This window comes from Streptomyces sp. ISL-12, from assembly GCF_018614415.1.
Classification (GTDB): Bacteria; Actinomycetota; Actinomycetes; order Streptomycetales; family Streptomycetaceae; genus Streptomyces.
The window spans coordinates 60,879-84,196 of the sequence record NZ_JAGGOO010000108.1 but is presented as its reverse complement, the minus strand read 5'-3'; the positions used below and the strand labels follow the sequence as shown (position 1 = coordinate 84,196).

Below are 23,318 nucleotides of genomic sequence, written 5' to 3'. Positions count from 1 at the left end.
CCAAACGACAGGCCCTAGTCGAGGACAGGTCCGGAACGACAGCGAGCGAGGGGGCCGGGCTCGGCTCAGCCGGCCGCGAGTGCGGTGCGCAGGACGGTGACGGCCTGGGTGATGGCGGCCTCGGCGGCGTGGGTCTCGCGCAGGGCGTTGAGCATGACGAAGTCGTGGATGATGCCCTGGTAGCGGACGGCGGTGACGGGTACCCCGGCGGCGCGGAGCTTGGCCGCGTAGGCCTCGCCCTCGTCGCGCAGGACGTCGGCCTCGGCGGTGATGACCAGGGCCGGGGGCAGGCCGGTGAGCTGCTCGGTGGTGGCGCGCAGCGGGGAGGCGGTGATCCGGGCGCGTTCCGCCTCGTCGGTCGTGTACTGGTCCCAGAACCACTGCATGCCGTCGCGGCGCAGGAAGTAGCCGGTGGCGAACTGGTGGTAGGAGCCGGTGTCGAAGCTCGCGTCGGTCACCGGGTAGAACAGCACCTGCTGGACGAGCGGGACGTCGCCGCGTTCCTTGGCCATCAGGGTGAGGGCGGCGCTCATGTTGCCGCCGACCGAGTCGCCGGCCACCGCGAGGCGGGTGGCGTCCAGGTGGCGGGCGGCGCCCTCGGTGACGATCCAGCGGGCGACGGCGTAGTTCTGCTCGATGGCGACCGGGTAGCGGGCCTCGGGGGAGAGGTCGTACTCGGGGAAGACGACGGCGGCGTCGGCGCCGACGGCGAGTTCGCGGACGAGGCGGTCGTGGGTGTGGGCGTTGCCGAAGACCCAGCCGGCGCCGTGGATGTAGAGGATCACCGGGAGGGTGCCCTCGGCACCGGCGGGGCGGACGATCCGGGCCCGGACGGAACCGGTGGGGCCGCCCTCGACGGTGATCCACTCCTCGTCCACCGCCGGCTTGGCGATGTCACCGGACTGCACCTCGTCCACCGCCTTGCGGCCCTCGGCCGGCGGAAGATCGAACAGGTAGGGCGGGTTCGCGGTCGCCTCGACGAAGGCCTGGGCGGCGGGCTCCAGGACGGGGCGGGCGGGGGTGGCGTCGCTCATGGCGGACTCCTCGGTTCGGGTGCGCCGTCGGGAAGCCTCGCCGGTGGGTTCACCGGGAAGCGGCGGCAACCAGGAAAGTAGCGCGCTATTCAGTCGCGCGCAACTCATTGGTGGGCGACAGAAATCCGATAAGATGCTTGTGCCGTGAACCGTGCCCGACCCAGGAGCCGCACCGTGCGCACGACCCCGCCCGAACCGCCCTCGTCCCCGCAGGGGTCCCTCCTCCTGGACGACCAGCTCTGCTTCGCCCTGTACGCCGCCTCCCGAGCGGTCACCGCGCGCTACCGCCCGCTGCTCGACGCACTCGACCTGACCTACCCGCAGTACCTCGTCCTGCTGGTGCTGTGGGAGCGGGACTCGATCTCCGTGCGGGACCTGGGCGCGGCGCTCCAACTGGAGTCCAGCACCCTTTCCCCGCTGCTGAAGCGCCTGGAGGCGGGTGGTCTGCTGCGCCGCGAGCGCCGCACCGACGACGAACGCTCCGTCGCCATCCGCCTCACCGACGCCGGGGCCGCCCTCCGGGACCGGGCCGCCGAGGTCCCGCTCGCCATCGGTGACGCCATGGGGCTGACGCCCGAACAGGACGCCACGGCCAAGCAACTGCTGCGACTGCTCACGGCCAATGTCTCCGGCCGGGGCCGGGCCCAAGGGTAGAGGGGCGAGCGGGGAGGCGGCCATCCGTCCGGGGGGCAGTGCCTGACCGGGGTGGGCGCGGACGATGTGCGGTATCCAGCGTTCCGGGGCGGGCACGGGGTGCCCGGCTTTCGCGTCCCGCGAGTGGAGGACGGGGCAGGCACGCCCCGCGGTGCGGGTGGCCGCGGCCCTGGTCCGGGTACGGCCCCGCCGGAGGGCACTCGGAGGGAATGCTCGGCCATCTGGTGTACGCCGGTTCGTCATGACGGCTTCCCGTGGCCGTACCACGGTCCCGGCATCGTCCAGCGGGTGGGCGACGAGAGACCGGCCGGGTGTGCGGGTGCCCGACCGTACCGGGTGCGGAAAGTCGGCACCCGCGCGGGGTGCGGGGCCGCGCCCGGCCCGCCCCTTCGTCGCCGCACCGGCACATTCGAACAGCAGAGGACCTCATGACCGAGCAGCAGTTGCCCTCCTGGGCCGACCCGTCCGTCTCCCCCGCCGGACTCGACGCACAGGGCATCTCCCGGCGTCGGCTCCTGCGGCGGGCGGGCCTGTTCGGCACCGTGTTCGCCCTCGCGCCGGCCGCCCCCGCCCTGGCCGCCGACGGCGGACGGGGCCGGCTCGGCGGCGAGGATCCGCGCCTGGCCTACCTGGTCGGTGACCACCACGTCCACTCCGTCTACAGCCATGACGCCAAGTACACGTTCTCCCAACTGGCCGCCGCGGGCGCCCGGTACGGCCTGGACTGGATGGTGTTCACCGAACACTCCAACGTCGGCCACGCCGAGTACGGGGCGGCGCTGGAACACCGGGAGATCCTCACGGCACGGGCCGAGAACCCGCGTCAGCTGATCTTCCAGGGCCTGGAGTGGTACATCCCGGCCGCCGAGCACGCCACCGTCTTCGTCGCCCCGGGCCGCCACGAGGCCGGCCTGCTCACCCGGTTCGAGCGGCTCTACGACGGCAAGCTGCTCGGTTACGACAAGGGCGGCGCCGCCGACACCGACACCGCCCGCAACGAGGCGCACGCCGTCGCGGCGCTGAAGTGGCTGGCCCGGCAGCGCCGTTCCGGTTACGTCGACGACGTGCTGGCCTTCGCCAACCACCCGCTGCGCCTCGGCATCGACTCCCCGCACGAGTTGCGCGCCTGGCGGGACGCCGCCGAGGGGATCATGGTCGGTATGGAGGGGTCCCCCGGCGCCCAGGGCGCGGCGATCCCCGGTCTGCGCGGAGCCGCGTCGGTGCGCGGCGAGTACGAGAACAAGCCGTCCGCGCAGTCCTGGTCCGGCTATCCGGCGGACGCCTACGTCACCTACGGCGGTTTCGACTGGGCGACCGCGACCGTCGGCGGCCTGTGGGACTCGATGCTGGCCGAGGGCCGGCTGTTCTCGGTCACCGCCAACTCCGACGCCCACCGCGTCGTCCACGACACCCTGCGCAACGGCGACTGGGCGCCCGGCCGGAACTTCGACAACACCGGGAAGCTGCCCGACCCGGTCGAGACCGGCACGGTGCAGGCGGGCAGCGACTTCTGGCCGGGCCAGTTCAGCCGTACCCACGTCGGTGTCAGCCGTTACGGGTACCGGCCGGTGATGGCGGGGCTGCGCGCCGGACGGGTCTGGGTGGACCACGGGCACCTGCTGGACGGCCTGGAGGTACGGGTGCGGCGGGCCGGGGAGCACGGCCGCGGGGTGACCCTGGGCGGCCGGCTGCGGGTGCGCCGCGGTGAGCGGCTCGTCCTCGACATCACCGTGACCAGCGCCTCACGCCCCAACCCGCACGGCGTACTGCCGAAGCTCGCCCACGTGGACGTCATCCGGGGTGCGGTACGCGGACCGGTCGCCGACCGGGACGACTGGCGGGCACCTGACACCCGGGTGGTGCGCACCGAGGACGTCACCGGCCGCACGGGCACCTACACCCTGCGCGTCCCGCTGGCAGCCGGTGCGGAGTCCTTCTACGTCCGGCTGCGCGGCAGTGACGGCAACCGGCACGCGGCGGGCCTGCTCGGTGCCTCCGTCGACCCGCACGGGCCGGTGGCGCACACCCCCGGTGACGGCGACCCGTGGACCGACACCTGGTTCTACTCCAACCCGGTGTTCGTGGACGTGGTGGGCTCCTGACGGCTCGCACACCCCGGGCGCGAGCGCCGAGCCGGTGTCCGGGGGCGTCAGAGGTCGCAGTCGTCGATGTTCTCGGCGTCGAACACCGCCGGGTCCCCGAGGGTGACGACCCCGCCCTCGCCCGGTGCGAACCCTCCCACGTCGTCCGTCAGGAACATCTGGCCCGCCCGGCCCGTGCTTTTCGCGTTCTGGGACCCGGCCGAACTGGGTGAGCCGGCCGCCCGCGCAGCCTTCACCGCGCGTCGCTCGGCGGAGTGCCTCCGCCCCCGCCCTCAGGGCCGCGGCGGTGGAGCCGTCCTCGCTCTCGGCGGGGGCCGAGCCAGCGGGGTTCGCGGTGGTGTAGCCGGAGTAGTAGCCCCAGGCGTCCCAGTGCCAGATCTCCACGGCCGCGCCGGGCACGGCGGTACAGCCGTCGGTGGCGTCCACACCGTGAGCCGCGGGGTCAGCGGAACGACAACGCCGAGAAGTCCTGCGACGAGACGCGTGGCTTCCTCACGAAGCACCCGAACCTGAAGGGCAAGGACGGCACCCAGCGGTACGGCGGCTCCGTCCGCCTCGGCCTCCTCATGACGTCCGCGGGCGACCGGACGAGAAGCTCTCCGCCGGTGTGGCGCCATCGGCCTCGGCCGCGTCGGCGAGAGCCTCGGCGGCGGCTTCCGCCGCCCGCGCCGTGTCGTTCGCGGCCTGAGCGGACGTGTCACCGTCGGAGGGCTTGCCACGGGTGGCCGGAGACGGTGGCAACACCTCACTGAAGGCCCGGGACACCCCTTGCAGCGCGGAGGTGATCTCGCTGGGGATCACCCAGAAGTTGTTGCCCTGCCCCTGCGCGAGCTGCGGCAGGGCCTGGAGGTACTGGTAGGCGAGAAGTTTCGGGTCGGGATCGTTGCGGTGCACGGCCTGGAACACCTCGTCGACGGCCCGGGACTGGCCCTCGGCCTGGAGGATCGCGGCCGTCCGGTTGCCCTCCGCCCGCAGGACGGCGGCCTGTTTGTCCCCCTCCGCCGTGAGGATCTGTGACTGGCGCTGTCCCTCGGCGCCGAGAATCGCGGCCCGCTTGTCCCGCTCGGCGCGCATCTGCTTCTGCATCGCGTCCTTGATCGACTGCGGGGGATCGATGGCCTTGATCTCCACCCGGTTGACCCGCAGCCCCCACTTGCCCGTGGCCTCGTCCAGGACCCCACGGAGCTGACTGTTGATCGTGTCGCGGGACGTGAGGGTCTTTTCCAGATCCATGGATCCGACGACATTGCGCAGGGTGGTGACTGTGAGCTGCTCGACACCTTGCAGGAAATTGGCGATCTCGTAGAACGCCGCACGCGGGTCGGTGACCTGGAAGTACAGGACGGTGTCGATCTCGACGACCAGGTTGTCCTCGGTGATGACCGGCTGCGGTCTGAACGAGACGACCTGTTCCCGCAGATCGATCAACGGGTGCACCCGGTCGATGTAGGGAATGACGACGCTGAGGCCGGGATTCAGGGTCCGGTGATAACGGCCGAGCCGCTCGACATTGCGGGCCCGCGCCTGCGGCACGATACGGACCGCCCGGACCAGAGTGAAGATCACGACGATGGCGACGATCAGGCCGACGACAAGAGCAGCAGAGATATCCATCGCTTCAGTCCCGGGGGTAGACGAGCGCCGTGGCGCCCCTGATCTCGATGACATCGACGGTCGTTCCGGCCGAGATCACCAGCGTCTCGTCGTAGGAGCGGGCCGTCCACTCCTCACCGTCGATACGCACCCGGCCGTCGGCCCCCGTCACTTCCGAGAGGACATGGGCGGGCCTGCCGACCAGCGCGTCGGTGCCGAACCGTGCCGGTTGCGGCTGGAGAACGTGGCGTAGCGCGATGGGGCGGACGAACAGCAAGGTGGCTGCGGAGAGAACACCGAACGCCAGAAACTGGAGAGGCAGTGGCAGCCCGATCGCCGCGAGTCCCGCGGTGACCAGCGCGGCCACTCCCAGCATTCCGAGCGCGGCGGTGAGAGTGAAGATCTCCACGACGACCAGACCCGCCGCGATGATCAACCAGATCAGCCATGGATCCATGACGCGCCCCTCACCGGTCGGGGTGTGCGTGCTACTCGACAACTGCCGACGTCGGCCCATGAAGACCGGAAAGGCCGGAAAGGTCAGAGAACGCACCTTTTCCTTTACTTTATGCTTCCCCCTCGCGCGGTGAAAGGGAAGTGACGGTTGCGATCGACCGTGGAGGAGGGCCGGCGTCGGTCGCGAAGCACCGGGCTGCCCCCTGCCCCGCCCCGTTCGATCCCGTCCCAGGTGATGTGCCGTCGTGATGATTCGGGCGTAGTGTCCGCATATGGGCGATGTTCGGTACGGCTGGTGCGGTGCGGCCCTGCCAGAGTCGGCCGGGCTCGGCGGCCGCCGCCGCTGGTGCTGTTGTCCAGCGCACCGGCCGGCACGGTGCCGTCGGCATGTCGTACGCGCCGTGCGGGCAGGCGAGGACGCGCGGAGTTCCCGGCGGCTGACACCCGGCGCGGACGGGTGGGACGTACCTGTTCGGGCCTTCGCGCCACCACGCGTGCGGGGGCGGGTGGGGTACTGATGGACACCGCGATGACAGCCGTGCTCCAGGAGAGCGGCGCGTTCGGCGGGCTGCTGTACGTGCTGCCGCCGGACGGGGAAGCGCTGTGGCTCGTGATGGTGGCGGGAGCTCCGCACGAGATCACGACTCCGTGGAGGCGGATCGCCCTGACCGATCCCATGCCGGTGGCGGACGCGGTACGCGAACGGCGCCTGGTCTGGGTCGGCGGTCAAGAGGAGATGGCGCGCCGCTATCCCCGGCCCGCGCTCGTCCTGCCGTACAAGTTCGCGCTGGCTGCCACTCCGGTCGTCTCCGGCACCGCGATCGAGGGCGGGCTGGTGCTGCTCTTCTCCGGGAACCACCCGCCGCGGCTGAGCCGGGACGAGCGCGACGCCGTCCGTACCGGCAGCGACCGCCTGGGGGACCTCCTGCGACAGGCCGCGGACCGCGGTGACCCGATGCTGCCCGTCGACCGGCCGCGTCTGCTGCCGCCCCCGGCCGGGCGCGCCCCCTCCCCCGCCGAGGCGTCGGCGGTCGCGGCCTTCCTCGACCGGCTGCCGGGAGGTTCCTGCGCACTGGACATGCACGGCCGTTTCACCTTCGTCACCCCGACCGCCGCCGATCTCCTCGGCGGCGACGCCGACGATCTGGTGGGGTCCCTGCCCTGGGAAGCGCTGCCTTGGATGGACGTCCCCCAGGTGGAGGACCGCTACCGGGCCGCGCTGGTCAGCCGGCAGCCACAGGCGTTCACCGTCCTGCGCCCCCCGGATGTGTGGCTGGCCTTCGAGCTGTATCCGGATGCCTCCGGCGTCAGTGTCCGCATCACGCGCGGCGGACCGTCCGAGGACGCCGCCTCCGCACGGGCCGTGCCGACCGCGGGCCCCAGCCGTGCCGCGGTGCTGTACCACCTGATGCACCTGGCCTCCACCCTCACCGAGGCCGTCGGGGTGCGGGACGTGGCCGAGCAGGCCGCCGACCAGCTGCTGCCCGCCCTGGGAGCGCAGGCCATGGTGCTGATGACCGGCGAGGAGGGCCGCCTCAGGATCGTCGGACACCGCGGCTTCCGTCCCGAGCTGATGGACCGGTACGACGCCCTTCCCCTGGGCTCGGACATTCCCGGCGCCAAGGTCCTGGCCACCGGTGCACCGGAGTTCTTCACGAGCTTCGAGGAGATCCGGAGCGCCTACCCGTCCACCGTGCACGAGGACGGGATGGCGTCGTGGGCCTTCCTCCCGCTGATCGCGTCCAGCCGTCCCATCGGCTCGCTCCTCCTCGCCTACCGCCGGCGCCATGTCTTCCCGCCCGGCGAACGCGCCGTGCTGATGTCACTGGCCGGTCTGGTCGGCCAGGCCCTGGACCGCGCCCGGCTCTACGACGCCAAACACCGCCTCGCCCACCGCCTGCAGTCCGCCCTGCTGCCGCACACACTGCCCCGCGTCCCCGGTCTGCGAGTCGCCGCCCGCTATCTCCCGGCTGCCCGAGGGGTGAGCGTCGGCGGCGACTTCTACGACCTCATCCACCTCGACACCCACACCGCGGGCGCCGCCATCGGCGACGTACAGGGGCACAACGTCGACGCCGCCGCCCTCATGGGGCAGGTCCGCACCGCCGTCCACGCCCACGCCACCGTGGGCGCCTCCCCCGACAGCGTGCTGGCGCGCACCAACCGGCTGCTCACGGACCTCGACCCCGGCCTGTTCACCAGTTGTGTCTACGTCCACCTGGATCTCGCCGCCCAGCGGGCGTGCCTGGCCACCGCCGGACACCCGCCGCCCCTGCTGCGCCATGCCGACGGACGCACCGAACTCCTGCACGTGCCCCCCGGTCTCCTGCTCGGGGTCGAACCCGACTCCCTGTACCCGACCCGGGAGTTCCCCCTGCCGCCGGGCTGTGTGCTCGCCCTTTACACCGACGGCCTCGTCGAGGCCCCCGGTGTCGATCCCGACGACGCGACCGCGGCCCTGGCCGGGCTGCTGGAACAGGCCGACCCCACCGACCTCGACGTCATGGCCGACTCCCTCATCCGGCACGCCCCCACCCCGGGCGACGACATCGCTCTCCTCCTCATCAGCCCCGACGGCTGAGACGACGTCGCCCTGCCGGGCGGCCGGGAGCGGTTCACGCGAGGTGACCAGGCACCGCGGCGCCTGGTCACCTCTCCCCGAGCGGGCCGGTCCCGTCGGATCCGCTCCGCTCCGCTCAGGCGGGAACCGCGTCGTCGGCCTCCGGGTCGCTCAGCGGGGGGATGAACAAGGAGAGCGCCAGGGCCAGGAGGGTGACGAGGGCACCGAGCCAGAAGACCCACGCGTACCCGGCGTCCTGGTAGAAGGCGGTGCCGTCGACCACGGTGCTGTGCGCGTTGAGCAGGGCGTACGCGCCCGCGGTGACGATGGCGCCGAACAGGCTGATGAGCATGTTGAGCATGCCGCTGCCCAGCCCCTGTTCCTCGGGCGAGACGACACCGACCACGAGCACCGGCGCTCCCGCGACCACGATGCCCGAGCCGATGTTGGCGACGCAGGACGTCAGGGCCAGTTCGAGTTCGTTGCCGTGGAAGAAGCCCACGAGCGTGTAGCCGAACGCCATGACCACGAGCCCGGCGATCCACACCTTGCGCGGGTCCAGGTGCCGCAGGAAGCGGCTGGCCAGGAGACCGGTGCCGAACATCACCAGGTTCCAGCTGACGCTGACCACGGCGTTGTGCTGGGCCGTCCAGCCCAGGCCGGCGGAGACACCGGGGATGTGCGGGAAGAGGGCGAGCAGGATGGCCAGGCCCGGCAGGGTGAACGCGACCGTCTGGGCGAGGCCGCCCGCGGTGAGCGCCAGAGCCACGGGGCGGCGGCGCAGCACCCGCAGGTCCAGGATCGGGTGGGCGTGGGCCCGCTCGACGAACAGGAAGGCGACCAGGGCCGCGATTCCGGCGGCGAGCCAGCCGAGCGTCCTGGCGTCCGTCCAGCCCCAGCTCTGTCCCTGGCCGACGGCGTAGACCACGGCGGTCAGACCGCCGCCGAGCACCAGGCCGCCGAGCCAGTCGAAGCCCGCCGCGGAGGCGTACCGCGGTGTCCGCGGCACCAGCAGCGCGACCAGCAGGAAGGCGATGCCGGTGGCGATGGCGAGGAACCAGAGGGCGCCCCGGTAACCCCAGTTGTCGACGAGCCAGCCCGCCAGGAACGGCGTGCCGAGGGCCACCAGGCCGACGCTGCTGCCCATGATGCCGCTGGCCGGCTTGACCAGCCGGGGCGGGAAGATGTCCCGGACCGCGGCGAAGGAGAGGGCGCCGAAGGGACCGTAGAACCCGGCGACGGCCCGGCCGACCAGCACCAGCCAGAACTCCCCGGCCAAGGCCGCCAGGGCCTCACCCCCGGCGCCCAGCGCCATCATGACGAGCATGACGCGCTTCCTGCCGTACAGGTCGCCCAGTTTGATGGCGAACGGTGTGAGGAGGGTGGACGCCAGGGTGAGGGTCAGGCCGAACCACGCGACCTGGGTGGTGTGGAAGCTCTGGGCGACGCTCGCGGTGGCGTTGGCACCGAGGATCCCGCCCGCGGCCAGCAACTGGGTGGGCCAGGCGAGAGCGATCAGCACCGCGACCAGGCGGAGGTTCCATCGTCCACCCGGCTCGGCAGGGGGCGCGGTGTCGAGTGAGGGGCTTGGCGACGTCGATGTCATGCCAGCCCTCCTTTCACGGAGGTGCCGAAGAGGAAATGTGAGGCGTGGGGGGGGCGAGGGGACCGGCCGCCGTTCGGACGGCGTTCACGGGGGCGGTCACCGGGCGGCGATCCGTCGTCGCGTGACGTTGATGATGACCTGAACACTTAGTGCACGCTAGGTTTTGGAAGTGTGACCCACGTCACCCGACCAAGCCTGTGGATGACCTGTCGCCGGCGCCCCGCACCGCCCCCGGTACCGTTCTGTCATGGCGACACCCAGGGGGCCGCGCGGCGGCTACACGGCAGGCCGGGCCCGGCGCGTCCAGATCCTCGAGGCGGCACTGCTCCGCTTCGGACAGGACGGCTACCGCAAGACCTCCCTGGCCCGCGTCGCCCGGGACGCGGAGATCACCGACGCCGGGCTGCTGCACCACTTCCGCGACAAGCAGCAGCTCCTGCTGGCCGTCGTCGAGTACTGGCACGAACGCATGGACGTCCAGTGGGAGCGGGTCTCCGAGTCGGTGCGGGACGCCTTCCGCTGCCACCTGGAGGACACCGCCGAGACCCTCACCATGCCGGGCATGGTGGAACTCGCCGTGGTGATCGCCGCCGAGGCGACCGCCCCCGACCACCCGGCCCACGACTTCTTCGCCCGCTGGCAGGAGAAGGGCGTGAAGGAGCTGGCGGAGCGGCTGCGCGCCGGCAGCCGCAACGGCGAACTCATGCCGGACCTGGATCACGACTGCATCGCCCGCGAGTGCGCGGCCCTGGACGCCGGGCTGCGCCAGCAGTGGCTCGCCGGCGGCCGGTCCTTCGACCTCGTCGCGGTGATGCGGGCCCACCTCGACCGGCTCATGCGTTCCATCTCCGCCGACGGCCAGGGGCTGTAGCGGCAACCTCAGGTCAGCAGGGCACAAGCATGTCTCCGTTAGGGGTTGCTTGTCATGCACGCGACCATAAAAGCCCCGCTCCGACCGGGAAAACGCCACACCCTGCGAGCGGCGAGCAACCCGTGACCCACATCACACACGGAAAGACCTAGCGTTCACTAGGTTTTAGCGCGCATGATCGAGCCTGCTCATCTCCGTCCCGCGGAGCCGCCCACCCGACACCGGCGCCCACGCGCTGAGGACTCGACATGCCGCATCCCTGGACCGCCCGCGTCATCACCCCTCGCCGACAGCCGGAGCCGCCCGCCACGGCCGCCCGGCCGGCCGCTCTGCTGCGCACCGAGTTCACCGCGCGGAGCGCGGTCGCGGCCGCCCGCCTCCACGTCACCGCGCTCGGCGTGTACGAGCTGGAACTCAACGGCACCGTGGTCGGCGACCACGTGCTCGCCCCCGGCTGGACCAGTTACCGTCACCGCCACCGCTACCAGGTCTTCGACGTGACCGGCCTGGTCCGCGAGGGCCGCAACGGCTGGGGCGCCCACCTGGCGGACGGCTGGTACCGGGGCCTGCTCGGCTTCAACGGCGGCACCCGGGACATCTACGGCACGGACACGGGCCTGCTCGCCGAGTTGCGCGTCGAGTACGCCGACGGCACCGCCGAGACCGTCACGACCGGGGAACACTGGCGCTGCGGGCCCTCCCCCGTCGTCGCCGCCGGCCTGTACGAGGGCGAGGAGTACGACGCCCGCCGCGAGCAGGCCGGCTTCAGCGAAGCGGGCTTCGACGACTCGGCCTGGCAGCCGGTGCGCGTCCTGGAGTTCGACACGGCGGTGCTCTTCCCCGCCGACAGCCCGCCGGTGCGGCGGACCGAGTCCGTCGCCCCCGTCGCCGTCACCACCTCGCCGGCCGGCCGTACCGTCGTCGACTTCGGGCAGAACCTCGTCGGCCGGCTGCGCATCCGGGTCCGCGGCGAGGCCGGCCGCACCGTCACGCTGCGCCACGCCGAGGTCCTGGAGGACGGCGAACTGTGCACGCGCCCGCTGCGGCACGCCACCGCCACCGACCGCTACACCCTGCGCGGCGCCCCGGAGGGCGAGGAGTGGGAACCCCGCTTCACCTTCCACGGCTTCCGCTACGCCGAGATCGACGGCTGGCCGGGCCCGCTCGACCCGGCCGACGTCACCGCCGTGGTGCTGCACAGCGACCTGCGCCGCACGGGGTGGTTCTCCTGCTCCGACGCCTCCTTGGACCGGCTGCACGAGAACGTGGTGTGGGGGATGCGCGGCAACTTCGTCGACGTGCCCACCGACTGCCCGCAGCGCGACGAGCGGCTCGGCTGGACCGGCGACGTCCAGGTCTTCGCCCCCACCGCGGCCTTCCTCTACGACGTCCGCGACCTGCTGCGGTCCTGGCTGCGCGACCTGGCCGCCGACCAGGGCGACGACCCGCGGGGGGTGCCCCCGGTGTTCAGCCCCGACATCCCGGTGATCACTCCCGTGCCGCTGCCGCCCGGGAACCCCCCGATGACCGGCTGGTGCGACGCCGCCGTCATCGTGCCCTGGGTCCTGTACGAGCGCTACGGGGACACCGAGGTGCTGCGCGCCCAGTACCCCTCGATGCGCGCCTGGATCGACGCGGTCGACCGCCTGGCCGGCCCCGGCCGGATCTGGGGCGAGGGCTTCCAGTTCGGTGACTGGCTGGACCCCACCGCCCCGGCGGACGATCCCGGGCGGGCGATGACCCCCTCCGCCCTGGTCGCCACGGCCTACTTCGCGCACTCCTGCCGGCTGCTGGCGCGCACCGCGCACCTGCTGGCGAAGACGGACGACGCCGAGCACTACCACGCCCTGGCCGACTCCGTCCGCGACGCCTTCCGCGGCCGCTTCCACGCCGGCGGCGGACGGCTGACGGAGGAGACCCAGACCGCCTACGCCCTCGCCCTGTGCTTCCGGCTGCTGGAGGACCACGCCGAACGCGCCGAGGCCGGACGCCGGCTGGCCGGCCTCGTGGCCGAGCGCGACCACCGCATCGGCACCGGGTTCCTCGGCACCCCGCTGGTGTGCGAGGCGCTCACCGACACCGGACACGTGGACACCGCCTACCGGCTGCTGACCCAGCGGGCCTGCCCGTCCTGGCTGTACCAGGTCGACATGGGCGCCACCACCGTCTGGGAACGCTGGGACAGCATGCTCCCCGACGGCAGCGTCAACCCCGGTGAGATGACCTCCTTCAACCACTACGCGTTCGGCGCCGTCGCCGACTGGATCCACCGCACCGTGGCCGGCCTGGCACCCGCCGCACCGGGCTACCGCCGGCTCCTGGTCCGGCCCCGTCCCGGCGCCGGCCTCACCTGGGCACGGGCCGCGCACGAGACTCCGCACGGCCGGGCCGAGACCGGCTGGCGGCTCGACGCCGGGACGCTGCGGGTCGACCTCCTCGTGCCGCCGGGGGTCACCGCGCGGGTCGAACTCCCGGGCGCGGAGCCCGTGGAGGTGGGCCACGGCCGGCACGCCTTCGACACCCCGTTCCCGCCGGACCCACGGTGACGCCCGCCGGCCCGGCCGCCTTCCCCGATCCGCCCACCGCACCAGTACGAGGAACACCTATGGAACACATCAGCCTGCCCGACGGCTTCCTGTGGGGCGTCGCCACCGCGGGGCACCAGAACGAGGGCGACAACCTCGCCGCCGACACCTGGTTCCTGGAGCACACGGCTCCCTCGCTGTTCCGCGAACCCAGCGGACCGGCGTGCCGGGGCTACGAGCAGTGGGAGACGGACCTCGACCTGGTCGCGGGACTGGGACTCAACGCCTTCCGCTTCTCCGTCGAATGGGCCCGGATCGAGCCCGAGCGCGGTGTCGTGCGGGCCGAGGCCCTCGACCACTACGAGCGGATGGTCGACGGCTGCCTCGCCCGGGGCCTGGCGCCCCTCGTGACGTTCTGCCACTTCACCTCGCCGCACTGGTTCGCGGCGGCCGGTTCCTGGACCGCCGTGGACGCCCCGGACCGGTTCGCCGAGCAGTGCGACCGCGTCATGGCGCGTTTCGGCGACCGGATCGCGTACGGCGTCACTCTCAACGAGCCCAACCTGGAACAGCTGCTGCAGGCGGGCGCGAAACTGCCGGCCGAGGCGGAGGCGCTCAAGACGCGGATGCTCGCCGCCGCGGCGCGGGCCGCCGGGAGCGACTCCTACGCCAGCGCGAACGTCATCCCCGCCGACCGGCAGGAGGAGTTCCAGGAGGCCTTCACCCGCGCGCACCGCGCCGCCCGGGAGGCGATCAAGGCACGCCGCGGCGACCTTCCGGTCGGTGTCTCCATCGCCGTCGCCGACGAGGTGGCCCTGCCCGGCGGCGAGGAACGCCGGGACGCCAAGCGGGCCGCCGTGTACGACCACTGGCTGCGCGAGGCGCGCGACGACGACTTCATCGGCGTACAGAACTACGAGCGCATCGTGCACGGCCCCGACGGCGAGGTGACCCCCGAGGGGGAACGCAACGGCATGGGCACGGTCATCGCGCCCGAGTCCCTCGCCGGTGCGGTCCGGTACGCCCACGAGGTGTCGGGGGTGCCGGTCCTCGTCACCGAGCACGGCATCCAGACCCCGGACGACAGGCAGCGCGCCGCGTTCGTCCCGGCCGCGGTCCACGGGCTCGCCGCCGAGGCCGCCGCGGGCACCCCCGTGCTGGGCTACTGCCACTGGACGCTCATGGACAACTTCGAGTGGATCTTCGGGTACGGCGCTCAGCTCGGGCTGCACGAGGTCGACCGCGTCACCTTCCAGCGCCGGCCGAAGCCCAGCGCCACCGCCTACGCCGAGGTGGTGCGCGGCTACCGGGGCGTGCTCGCCGCCGGCCGCGACTGAGCGTCTCCTCGCCTGCCCGGGAGGGGTACCGACACAAACCGCCGTGTGCGCCTCCCGGGCGGGACGGCGCACACGGCGGTCGTGTCGGCACTGTGTCGGCGCGGGTTCAGTTCCCGCTCGGGACCGCCATCTCCCCGAGCTCGGACCAGTCGTCCTGCGGGAGGGTCGTGTTGACGATCCGCGGGGTCTCCACCAGGTGCGGCGGCAGGGTCTGGCGGGCCTGGGCGAAGTGGTCGGAGCCGACGTGCGCCGCGCCGGCCTCGTCGTCGCGGAAGGCCTCGACCAGGACGTACTCGGTGGGGTCGTCGACACTGCGGGACCAGTCGAACCACAGGCAGCCCGGCTCGCCACGGGTCGCCTCGGTGAACTCACGCGTGATCTCGGGCCAGGCGTCGGCGTACTCGGGCCGGACGCGGAACTTGGCGGTGATGAAGATCATGAATGGGTCCTTTCTGTCGTTCAGGGAACGAGGATCGCACGTCAGCGGACGCGCCCGGCGTCCAGGTCGCCCGCGTCGCCGCAGGAGCCGAGGGGGACGAGGGGGACGAGGGGGACGAGGGGGACGATTCCCGGAGGGCTCACCATCGGTCAGTTTTCGAGAAGCAGCCGTGCTGCCGCCGCGCCTGGCGTGAACGCATGACTTCTCTCGCATCCGTCACCCTCGAGGTGGCCGACCCCATGGCCGCCGAGCGCTTCCGCACCGCCGCCTTCGGGGTGGGACCGCGGGTTCTCTTCCGGCTCTCCCAGGCGCCGACGACCGGCTTCCGCGGGTTCTCGCTGTCGATCACCGTGGCCCAGCCCGCCGACGTCGACGGCTTCGTGCGCTCCGCCCTCGACGCCGGTGCCACGCCGCTCCAGCCCGCCGAGAAGTCCCTGTGGGGCTACGGCGCCGTCGTACAGGCCCCGGACGGGACGATCTGGAAGATCGCGACCTCGTCGAAGAAGAACACCGGGCCCGCCTCCCGGGAGATCGGCGCACTCGTCCTCCTGCTGGGAGTCGAGGACGTCAAGGCGAGCAAGCGGTTCTACGTCGAGCAGGGCCTGACCGTGGCGAAGAGTCTCGGCGGGAAGTACGTCGAGTTCGCCGCCGGCGAGTCGGGCCCCGTCCAGCTGGCGCTCTACAAGCGCCGGGGCCTCGCCAAGATCCTCGGCGTGCCGGAGGACGGCACCGGGTCGCACCGGATCGTGCTCGGCGGCACCGGCGAGCCCTTCACCGACCCGGACGGGTTCGTCTGGGAGGCGGCGCCGGTGACGTCCGCGGCGGCCTGACCGCGGTCGGGTCAGCCGGGTGAGGAAGGGGAGAGCTGGGCGCGCACCCATGCGGGGTCGGGGTTGGTGTGGGGCCGGCCCGCGACGACGACCGTCGGCACGGTCTCGTTGCCGCCGTTGGCCGCCCGGACCGCTGCCGCCGCTTCTGGGTCGCGCCAGATGTCGACCCAGTGCAGCCGGCGGGCGTCACGGCCCAGCCGGAGGCGCAGCCGCAGACAGTACCGGCAGCCCGACCGCCAGTAGACGACCGGCCGGCCGTCGGCCTCGCTGCGGCGCCGCGCCTCCAGCGCACCGACCGGCCTGGGGAAGACCAGCGGCGAGTGGACGCCCGCGAGCAGGAGGAAGAACAGGAGGAGTACGGCGGCCTCACCGGCGTCCCCGTTCAGGACCAGCCCCGTCGCGACCACCGAGCCGCACAGCACCAGCAGGGACGGCAGGATCCAGGCGCGCATCATGAGAACGCAGGTTAGCGTGCCGACCGGGCGACTTTGCATGTTCATACGTTGCCCTGCATAATCAATACATGTCCAAGGTCCTCACTTCCCTCCCGGCCGGCGAGCGCGTCGGCATCGCCTTCTCCGGCGGTCTCGACACCTCGGTCGCGGTCGCGTGGATGCGCGACAAGGGTGCCGTCCCCTGCACCTACACCGCCGACATCGGCCAGTACGACGAGCCCGACATCGCCTCGGTGCCGGGCCGCGCCAAGACCTACGGCGCCGAGGTCGCGCGTCTGGTCGACTGCCGCGCCGCGCTCGTCGAGGAGGGCCTGGCCGCGCTCGCGTGCGGGGCGTTCCACATCCGCTCGGGCGGGCGGGCCTACTTCAACACCACACCCCTCGGCCGTGCCGTCACGGGCACCCTGCTGGTCCGGGCGATGCTCGAGGACGACGTCCAGATCTGGGGCGACGGCTCGACGTTCAAGGGCAACGACATCGAGCGGTTCTACCGGTACGGCCTGCTGGCCAACCCGAACCTGCGGATCTACAAGCCGTGGCTGGACGCCGACTTCGTGACCGAGCTCGGCGGCCGCAAGGAGATGTCGGAGTGGCTGGTCGCCCACGACCTGCCCTACCGCGACAGCACGGAGAAGGCGTACTCCACCGACGCCAACATCTGGGGCGCCACCCACGAGGCCAAGACGCTGGAGCACCTGGACACCGGCGTGGAGACCGTCGAGCCGATCATGGGTGTGCGGTTCTGGGACCCGTCGGTCGAGATCGCCGCCGAGGACGTGACGATCGGCTTCGAGCAGGGCCGCCCCGTGACGATCAACGGCAAGGAGTTCGCCTCCGCCGTCGACCTGGTGATGGAGGCCAACGCCATTGGCGGCCGGCACGGCCTGGGCATGTCGGACCAGATCGAGAACCGGATCATCGAGGCCAAGAGCCGCGGCATCTACGAGGCCCCCGGCATGGCGCTGCTGCACGCGGCGTACGAGCGGCTGGTCAACGCGATCCACAACGAGGACACCCTCGCCCATTACCACAACGAGGGCCGGCGGCTGGGCCGACTGATGTACGAGGGCCGCTGGCTGGACCCGCAGGCCCTGATGGTGCGCGAGTCGCTGCAGCGCTGGGTCGGCGCGGCCGTCACCGGCGAGGTCACCCTGCGGCTGCGGCGCGGTGAGGACTACTCGATCCTCGACACCACGGGCCCGGCGTTCAGCTACCACCCCGACAAGCTGTCCATGGAGCGCACCGAGGACTCGGCGTTCGGGCCGGTGGACCGGATCGGCCAGCTCACCATGCGCAACCTCGACATCGCCGACTCCCGGTCCAAGCTGGAGCAGTACGCGGGCATCGGCCTGATCGGCACCGGCGGTCCCGCCATCGGAGCGGCGCAGGCGGCCGCGACCGGTCTGATCGGCACCATGCCGGAGGGCGGCGCCGAGGCGATCGCCTCCCGCGGCCAGGTCTCCGGGGAGGACGAGCTGCTGGACCGCGCGGCGATGGAGTCCGGCACCGACTGACCGGTTGCCGCAGGGGGCCTGCCCGACGGTGTCGGGCAGGCCCCCTGCGTCGTTTTCGTCAGTCGACGGAGTCCATGAAGTCCAGCATCCGGCGGTTGACCGCGTCCGCGTGGTCGATCTGCGGGCCGTGGCCCGTGCCGGCGACGATCTCGGCACGGGCGCCCGGCACCAGCCTGGGCACCCGCTCCGCCTGCCGCCGCGGATGCACGAGCAGGCTGCGCTCGCCGAGCACCAGGTAGAGCGGGACGCGGATGGTGGCCAGCTCGTCCTCGGCCAGAGGCGCGGGGGACGGACGGCGGATGCGGTAGGCACGGGTGGCCGTTCTGATCATCGTGCGCAGTTCCGGCACGGCGAGGACCGGCTGGTCGAGCCAGGCCGCGAGCCGTGGCCGCAGCGCCCGGGGCGCGAAGGTCGCGAAGAGACTCACGAAGATCCAGAAGAAGAAACGCAGTCCCACCTTCTCCAGGCCGCCGGGGTCGAGGAGCGTGACCGACGCGAGGCGGCCGGGGGCGCGGTGCGCCTGGTTGAGGACGAGCCAGCCGCCGTACGAACTGCCGACGAGGTGGACCCGGTCGAGCCCCAGCCCCGCGAGGGTCTCCTCCAGCCACCGCGCGGCGTCCTCGGGCCGGTGGATGGGTTCGCGCTGCACGCTGCGTCCGGGATCGCCCGGGGTGTCTATGGCGTAGACGGGGCGTTCGGCGCTGAGCGCGGGGGTGTTGGGGTACCACATGGCGGAGCAGGAGCCGGCCCCGTGCACCAGGACGACGGGGGTGCGGGACCGGGCCGCGGGGTCGTCGGGGCCGTACCGGTAGACGTGCGTGGTACCGGCGAAGGTCTCCACCGTCTGCTCGCCCCGCGCGGGCGCGCCGAGGGCGTAGACCGCGTCGCAGGCCGCGAAGTAGCGCTCACGCCAGGCATCGTCCGTATAGCGGCCGACGGTCGCCTGCGGACGGGAAGCGGTCTGTGACACGGGCACCTCCAGGTTCGTGTGCGTTGTGATACGACCGTACCATCATCGTGGTACGGCTGTATCATCACCGGGACCGGCACCGACATGGCGGCGCGGACGACGAGCGGGAGAGACGGCCGATGCCCAAGCAGGTGGATCACGCGGAGCGGCGTGCCCAGATCGCCCGGGCCCTCGTCCGGGTCGCCGGGCGGCAGGGGCTGCACGCGGTGGGGATGCGCGACGTGGCGGCGGAGGCGGGGGTGTCGCTGCGGCTGGTGCAGTACTACTTCGAGACCAAGGAGAAGCTGCTGCTGTTCGGCCTGGAGCAGCTGACGGAGCGGTTCCGGGAGCGGGTCGCCGCCCGGTTCAGGGACGCCGGGGAGAGCCCCGGGCCGCGCGCCGCCGTCGAGGCGCTGCTGATGGCTGCCCTGCCCACGGACGAGGAGAGCCGTACGTTCCACTTCGTCTACACCTCGTACGCCGTGCTGGCCGTGAAGGACCGGGCCCTCGCCGCCCAGCCCTTCATCAAGGACCCCGACGCGGCGGAGGAGGCGCTCGCCGGGCTGCTCCGGCGGGCGCGGGAGGACGGCCTGCTCCGGCCGGACGTGGATCCGGGGATGGAGGCGGCCGGCCTGCTCGCCCTGTCCGCGGGGCTCGGCACCGGTGTCCTGGTCGGCCAGCGCGGCCCGGAGTCGGCCGCCGCCGTCCTGCGCCACCACCTGGACCGGGTGTTCCTGGCGCCCTGACCCTCTGGGCGGTGCGGTCGCCGGGGCCTGAGGGGCCTCGGAGATGCGGCGGGCGGCGCTGCCCGGTGCCGGATGCGGCGGCTGCTCGTTGTTGTCGGCGAACGCCGTGTGCCGTGCCCGACGGCCCCGGCCCGGCCCGCGACCGACTCGGAGTCCGATGATCGCCGACATGCCCCGTGGTGGCCCTGACGCGGCACGCTGGGACCGCAGGTTCGAAACGAGCCGTGCGGAGTACATCGACCGGCCCGACACCCCGGAGAAGGGGCGGCAGGTGCTGCGCGCGCTGGACCGCTTCCAGCGGCTGACGGGCGGCTACCGGACCTTCTGCCGCCTGACCCTCGCGGAGGCCCGCGACGTCCCCGACCCGCGCCTGCTCGAACTCGGAGCGGGACTGGGCCGGCTCACCCGGTACCTCACGGACCGGCACCCCACGGCCCGAGTGACCGTGAGCGACGTCGACCCCGACGTGGTCGAGCGGATCCGGCGCGGCCCGGTGGGCTCGCACCCCCGGGTGACGCCCGCGGTGCTGGACGCCACGTCGATCGACGCCCCCGACGGCACCTTCGACGTGGCGGTGCTGACCATGGCGCTGCACCATCTGCCGGCACCGGGCGTCGTGGCCCTGCTGGAGGAGGGCACCCGCGTGGCGCGGCGGCTGCTGATCATCGACGGCTGGCGCCACCCCGCCTATCTCGCCGTCGCGCCGCTGCTCTGGCTGACCGGTGGCCTGCCGCATCTCCACGACGGCCTGATCAGCCTGCGCAGGCTCTACGGCGCGAAGGCGCTGCACGCCCTGGCCGGCGCGTGTACGCCGACCGTCGCGGTGCGCACGCGTTTCGTCCCGCCGGGGTATCTGGTGGCCGTGGCCACCCGGGACCGCCGGGACCGGTGGGCGGCACGGGGAGTGCCCGCGGGGCGGACCGGCACACGGGAAGGGGGACTTCTCCCATGACCTTCGTGGCCGCCCCGGCCAAGGCGCTCTTCGCGCTCTCGCGCGGCACCCAGGCCTCTCTGAGTGTCGCCCAGCCTCTGATCGCGGCTCTCCTCGCCGACGACCGCCCCTCACCGCCGCGTCTCGCGGCGGCCACCCTCGCCGCGTTCGCCGCCTTCTTCGCCGTCTTCGCCGCCAATGACGTACTCGACATCGACGTGGACCGGCGGCGCTTCGCCCATGTGCGGCCCTACGAGGGAGCCGACCTGGACGGTGTCGGCGGACGGCATCCGCTGGCCCGGGGCCGGCTGTCCCGCCGGGCGGCGTTCGCCTGGATCGGCGGGCTGGGCCTGATCGCCGTCGTCGTCGCCGCGCTGCTCAGCTGGGTGTGCCTGGCGTTGTTCGCCGTGGCCGCCCTCCTTCAGGTGCTCTACTGCCGACTGGCCACCGTGACGCCGCTCAAGTTCCTGGTCAGCGGGGTGATGGTCGCGGTCGGGGCCGCGGCCGGCTGGTTCGCGGTGTCCGCCTCCGTCGACCCGCTGCGGCTGGGCCTGTTCCTGGTGTGGATGGCGGCGTGGGAGATCGGTGGCCGCAACATCCCCAACGATCTCGCCGACATCGACGAGGACCGCCACCTCGGCGTCCGCACCCTGCCCGTGGCCTTCGGTCCGCGCACCGGTGCGGCGGTCGCCTTCGGCTTCCTCCTCGTGGCCGGCGCGGCGAGCTGTCTCCTGGCCTGTGTGACGCTGCGTTCCTTCGGCCCGCCGGGTCTGGTCGGCACGGTGCTGGTCACGGCCGTCACCGTGGTCCGTCCTGGCCTCGTCCTGCTGCGCCGCGCGGAGCCGCCGGTCGCCCTCGCGGTGTTCAACCAGGCGTCTTTCCAGCCCGTGGGCGTCCTGGCCGTGTTCGCCATCGGCCTCGCCACCGCGGGACTGTGGCACTGACAGCCCGCCGCTGTCCGTCCACCGCCCGCGCTCCCGGGAAACGGAGCACCTGGCCGGCGTCCTGGGGCCGCTCCCGAGCCGGGCGCGATGAGCACCCGGTGAGGGCGGCGGGGCACCGGCGTTAAGGTCGTCCCCATGCGCCTCGCCCTCTTCGACCTGGACGGCACCCTGGTCGACCGCGGTGCCGCCTTCGCGGACGCCGTCACCGACCTCGTCCACGATCACGCCTACGGTCCGGAGATCGAGCGGTGGCTGCGGACCGAACTCGCCGACACGGCCGGCCGCGAGGACTTCGTCCGCCTCCGCGACGTCTTCCGGCTCGACGAGGACCCCGGCCATCTGTGGCGCGTCTACGTCGACCGGATGGCGTCCGCCGTCACCTGCCGCCCCGCCGTCCTGGACAGCCTGGCCAGGCTCAAGGAGGCGGGCTGGAGCATCGGCGTCGCCACCAACGGAGCCAGTGACCTCCAGCGCGCCAAGGTCCGGGCCACCGGACTGGCCGGACTGATCGACGGCATCGCCGCCTCCGGCGACATAGACGTCCGCAAGCCCGACCCGCGGCTGTTCGAACTGGCCGCGGCCCGCTGCGGTACCCAGCTGACCGCCGGTGACTGGATGACCGGGGACAACCCGGAGACCGACATCGCCGGCGGCACGGCGGCCGGTCTGCGCGCCATCTGGGTACGCGGCCGGCCCTGGCCCGAGGGCCTGACCGCGCGCCACCACGCCGTCGACGACGTCACCGAGGCCGTCGACCACCTGCTCGCCCACTCTCTGGAGTAGCACCGTGTCCCAGCAGCCCGTCGTAGGCATCCTTCACCCCGGCAGCATGGGCGCCGCCGTCGCCGCCTGCGCGGCGGCCAACGCGGCCGCCGTCCTGTGGTGCGCGGACGGACGGAGCCCGGCCAGTGCGCGCCGCGCCGAACGGTTCGGCCTCGAACCCGTGCCCTCCCTGCGGGAGCTGACCGGCCGGGCCGACATCGTGATCAGCCTGTGCCCGCCGGCCGCGGCCGAGGAACTGGCCCGCGAGGTCGCCGGGCACGGCTTCACCGGCGTGTACGTGGAGGCGAACGCCGTCAACCCCGAGCGCACGGCACGGATCGCCGCGCTGTTCGCGCCGCCGGCCACCGTCGTGGACGGTGGTGTCATCGGCGCTCCGCCCGTCAACGGCAGCAGCCCGGCTCTGTACTTGTCGGGACCGGAAGCGCAGACCACGGCCGTGGCCCGGCTGTTCGACGGCACCGCCGTACGCGCCGAGGTCCTGGGCCCCCGTATCGGACAGGCGTCGGCGCTGAAGCTCGCCTACGCCGGTTTCCAGAAGGTCAGCCGGGTCCTGGTCGGCCTGTCCTACGCGCTGGCCCATGAGCACGGCGTCGAGGGGGAACTGCGCGAGGTCGCCCGGCGCCGCTCGGACACGTACCTGGCCGAGCCGGAGTACGTGGCCTCGGCCGCGGCGCGGGCCTGGCGGTGGGGGCCGGAGATGGACGAGATCGCCGACACGCTCGAAACGGCGGGGCTCCCGCCCGAGTTGCTGCGGGCGGCGGCGACCACGCTGGAGCGGTGGCACGACAGCAAGGACGACGCCGACCTCACCCTGGCGGAGGCGCTCGGCCGGCTCGCCTCGCCCGACCGGCCGCTCGACGCCCCGCCCGGACGGGCGTAGCGGCTGTCCTCCGGGCGGTGAACCTCCGGAGCCGGTGGCCGCGCGGCGCCGTCGCGGCCACAGGTGATTTCACCGACGGCGCCGGCACCTCACGCCACGGCGCTGGGCG

20 protein-coding genes and 1 pseudogene are annotated in these 23,318 nt (G+C 72.8%); 13 read left to right on the top strand and 8 right to left on the bottom strand.

The genetic code is table 11. The annotated features are described in order from the left end of the window. Nucleotides 1–65: 65 nt before the first annotated feature. Nucleotides 66–1,034: an alpha/beta hydrolase gene (locus J7I94_RS27210; protein ID WP_215171047.1), complete on the bottom strand. Its 969-nt coding sequence runs from the start codon at nucleotides 1,032–1,034 to the stop codon at nucleotides 66–68. 174 nt (nucleotides 1,035–1,208) lie between these two features. Between J7I94_RS27210 and J7I94_RS27205 the strand changes: the two genes are divergently transcribed. After that, entirely contained in the window at nucleotides 1,209–1,688 is a 480-nt protein-coding gene (locus J7I94_RS27205; RefSeq protein ID WP_215171045.1) for a MarR family transcriptional regulator, read from the top strand. Nucleotides 1,689–2,116: 428 nt separating this feature from the next. After that, nucleotides 2,117–3,790, top strand: coding sequence for a PHP domain-containing protein (locus J7I94_RS27200; protein WP_215171043.1), 1,674 nt, complete (start codon nucleotides 2,117–2,119; stop codon nucleotides 3,788–3,790). A gap of 282 nt (nucleotides 3,791–4,072) precedes the next feature. On the opposite strand, the pseudogene J7I94_RS39580 reads toward J7I94_RS27200, so the two are convergent. From J7I94_RS39580 to J7I94_RS27190, 3 genes and pseudogenes are all read right to left on the bottom strand, one after another. Then, nucleotides 4,073–4,407: pseudogene (locus J7I94_RS39580) on the bottom strand (hypothetical protein); the annotation flags it as partial. Further along, the gene (locus J7I94_RS27195; RefSeq protein WP_215171041.1) at nucleotides 4,355–5,404 is read right to left on the bottom strand and encodes an SPFH domain-containing protein; all 1,050 of its coding nucleotides are present in this window, start codon (nucleotides 5,402–5,404) and stop codon (nucleotides 4,355–4,357) included. The pseudogene J7I94_RS39580 and the gene J7I94_RS27195, both read right to left, overlap by 53 nt. Nucleotides 5,405–5,408: 4 nt before the next feature. After that, complete coding sequence (locus J7I94_RS27190; protein WP_215171039.1) at nucleotides 5,409–5,840, bottom strand: NfeD family protein; 432 nt, start codon at nucleotides 5,838–5,840, stop codon at nucleotides 5,409–5,411. Nucleotides 5,841–6,356: 516 nt separating this feature from the next. Here J7I94_RS27190 and J7I94_RS27185 point away from each other — a divergent pair. Next, nucleotides 6,357–8,420, top strand: coding sequence for a SpoIIE family protein phosphatase (locus J7I94_RS27185; RefSeq protein ID WP_215171038.1), 2,064 nt, complete (start codon nucleotides 6,357–6,359; stop codon nucleotides 8,418–8,420). A gap of 115 nt (nucleotides 8,421–8,535) precedes the next feature. Here the strand turns inward: J7I94_RS27185 and J7I94_RS27180 are convergent, their stop codons facing one another. After that, nucleotides 8,536–10,005, bottom strand: a complete 1,470-nt coding sequence (locus J7I94_RS27180) for an MFS transporter (protein ID WP_215171036.1) — start codon at nucleotides 10,003–10,005, stop codon at nucleotides 8,536–8,538. Between the two features lie 247 nt (nucleotides 10,006–10,252). Here J7I94_RS27180 and J7I94_RS27175 point away from each other — a divergent pair, with 247 nt between their 5' ends. The 3 genes from J7I94_RS27175 to J7I94_RS27165 all read left to right on the top strand — a co-directional run bounded on the left by J7I94_RS27175 (nucleotide 10,253) and on the right by J7I94_RS27165 (nucleotide 14,738). Further along, on the top strand, nucleotides 10,253–10,876 hold the full coding sequence (locus J7I94_RS27175; RefSeq protein WP_215171034.1) for a TetR/AcrR family transcriptional regulator: 624 nt from the start codon (nucleotides 10,253–10,255) through the stop codon (nucleotides 10,874–10,876). A gap of 248 nt (nucleotides 10,877–11,124) precedes the next feature. Further along, nucleotides 11,125–13,422 carry a glycoside hydrolase family 78 protein gene (locus J7I94_RS27170; RefSeq protein WP_215171032.1) on the top strand — a complete coding sequence of 766 codons (2,298 nt, stop codon included), beginning with the start codon at nucleotides 11,125–11,127 and terminating at the stop codon, nucleotides 13,420–13,422. A gap of 59 nt (nucleotides 13,423–13,481) precedes the next feature. Then, a complete protein-coding gene (locus J7I94_RS27165) occupies nucleotides 13,482–14,738 on the top strand; it encodes a family 1 glycosylhydrolase (RefSeq protein WP_215171030.1) in 1,257 nt (418 codons plus the stop codon). A gap of 106 nt (nucleotides 14,739–14,844) precedes the next feature. On the opposite strand, the gene J7I94_RS27160 is transcribed toward J7I94_RS27165, so the two are convergent. Next, complete coding sequence (locus tag J7I94_RS27160) at nucleotides 14,845–15,177, bottom strand: putative quinol monooxygenase (RefSeq protein WP_215171028.1); 333 nt, start codon at nucleotides 15,175–15,177, stop codon at nucleotides 14,845–14,847. Between the two features lie 197 nt (nucleotides 15,178–15,374). Between J7I94_RS27160 and J7I94_RS27155 the strand changes: the two genes are divergently transcribed. Beyond that, nucleotides 15,375–16,007 carry a glyoxalase gene (locus J7I94_RS27155; protein WP_215171027.1) on the top strand — a complete coding sequence of 211 codons (633 nt, stop codon included), beginning with the start codon at nucleotides 15,375–15,377 and terminating at the stop codon, nucleotides 16,005–16,007. Between the two features lie 11 nt (nucleotides 16,008–16,018). Here J7I94_RS27155 and J7I94_RS27150 read toward each other — a convergent pair whose 3' ends face one another. Next, nucleotides 16,019–16,462, bottom strand: a complete 444-nt coding sequence (locus tag J7I94_RS27150; protein WP_215171025.1) for a glutaredoxin domain-containing protein — start codon at nucleotides 16,460–16,462, stop codon at nucleotides 16,019–16,021. 68 nt (nucleotides 16,463–16,530) lie between these two features. Between J7I94_RS27150 and argG the strand changes: the two genes are divergently transcribed. Beyond that, nucleotides 16,531–17,976: an argininosuccinate synthase gene (gene argG / locus J7I94_RS27145; RefSeq protein WP_215171023.1), complete on the top strand. Its 1,446-nt coding sequence runs from the start codon at nucleotides 16,531–16,533 to the stop codon at nucleotides 17,974–17,976. 58 nt (nucleotides 17,977–18,034) lie between these two features. Here the strand turns inward: argG and J7I94_RS27140 are convergent, their stop codons facing one another. Continuing rightward, a complete protein-coding gene (locus tag J7I94_RS27140) occupies nucleotides 18,035–18,946 on the bottom strand; it encodes an alpha/beta fold hydrolase (protein WP_374198421.1) in 912 nt (303 codons plus the stop codon). A gap of 119 nt (nucleotides 18,947–19,065) precedes the next feature. Here J7I94_RS27140 and J7I94_RS27135 point away from each other — a divergent pair, with 119 nt between their 5' ends. From J7I94_RS27135 to J7I94_RS27115, 5 genes are all read left to right on the top strand, one after another. Beyond that, a complete protein-coding gene (locus J7I94_RS27135; RefSeq protein WP_215171019.1) occupies nucleotides 19,066–19,671 on the top strand; it encodes a TetR/AcrR family transcriptional regulator in 606 nt (201 codons plus the stop codon). A 169-nt stretch (nucleotides 19,672–19,840) separates the two neighbouring features. Further along, nucleotides 19,841–20,623 (top strand): class I SAM-dependent methyltransferase, encoded by a 783-nt coding sequence (locus tag J7I94_RS27130; RefSeq protein WP_215171017.1) that lies wholly within the window; start codon nucleotides 19,841–19,843, stop codon nucleotides 20,621–20,623. After that, nucleotides 20,620–21,546 (top strand): UbiA prenyltransferase family protein, encoded by a 927-nt coding sequence (locus tag J7I94_RS27125; protein WP_215171015.1) that lies wholly within the window; start codon nucleotides 20,620–20,622, stop codon nucleotides 21,544–21,546. The genes J7I94_RS27130 and J7I94_RS27125 overlap by 4 nt, the downstream gene beginning before the upstream one ends. A gap of 135 nt (nucleotides 21,547–21,681) precedes the next feature. Further along, the gene (locus J7I94_RS27120; RefSeq protein WP_215171013.1) at nucleotides 21,682–22,329 is read left to right on the top strand and encodes an HAD family hydrolase; all 648 of its coding nucleotides are present in this window, start codon (nucleotides 21,682–21,684) and stop codon (nucleotides 22,327–22,329) included. A 46-nt stretch (nucleotides 22,330–22,375) separates the two neighbouring features. After that, nucleotides 22,376–23,209 (top strand): NAD(P)-dependent oxidoreductase, encoded by an 834-nt coding sequence (locus tag J7I94_RS27115; protein WP_215171055.1) that lies wholly within the window; start codon nucleotides 22,376–22,378, stop codon nucleotides 23,207–23,209. Nucleotides 23,210–23,318 lie beyond the last annotated feature (109 nt).